The sequence below is a fragment of the Vibrio sp. 10N.222.52.B7 genome (genome assembly GCF_041474275.1).
Taxonomy (GTDB): Bacteria; Pseudomonadota; Gammaproteobacteria; order Enterobacterales; family Vibrionaceae; genus Vibrio; species Vibrio crassostreae_C.
Window position 1 is genome coordinate 1 of sequence record NZ_JBFRTU010000533.1, and the last position, 426, is coordinate 426.

The following is a 426-nucleotide window of genomic DNA, read 5'->3' on the forward strand; positions in this document are numbered from 1 at the left end:
CCATTATTATCCCTGCGAGAAATGAAGAAGATAATATTGAGACCAGCCTCAGTTCGCTAATGAAGCAAAACTACCCAAAAGACAGGTTTGAAATCATCGTGGTTGATGATTTTTCTACTGATTCGACAAGGGCTATTGTTGATACGCTAATCGACGCATCGAGTGTTAACGTTCGCTGCATATCGGGAAGGAAGTTACCACCCAATTGGCTAGGGAAAAGCAACGCTTGCATGGTGGGCTCACAGCAGGCAACGGGTGAGTATTTGTATTTCATCGATGCTGATACAAAGTCTGAACCCTTGATGCTACAGAGCGTTATCCATTTCGCCTCAAGACACAAAACGGATTTGCTGTCGTTCAACCCTAGGCAAGCATTCACATCAACCGTTGAGAAAATCACCTTACCCGGCATATTTCTTTCAATCG

Annotated in this window: 1 protein-coding gene; it reads left to right on the forward strand. The window is 44.1% G+C overall.

The features are described from left to right. Positions 1–426: glycosyltransferase family 2 protein (locus AB4512_RS24055; protein ID WP_372176006.1), on the forward strand; the 426-nt coding region annotated here is incomplete at both ends.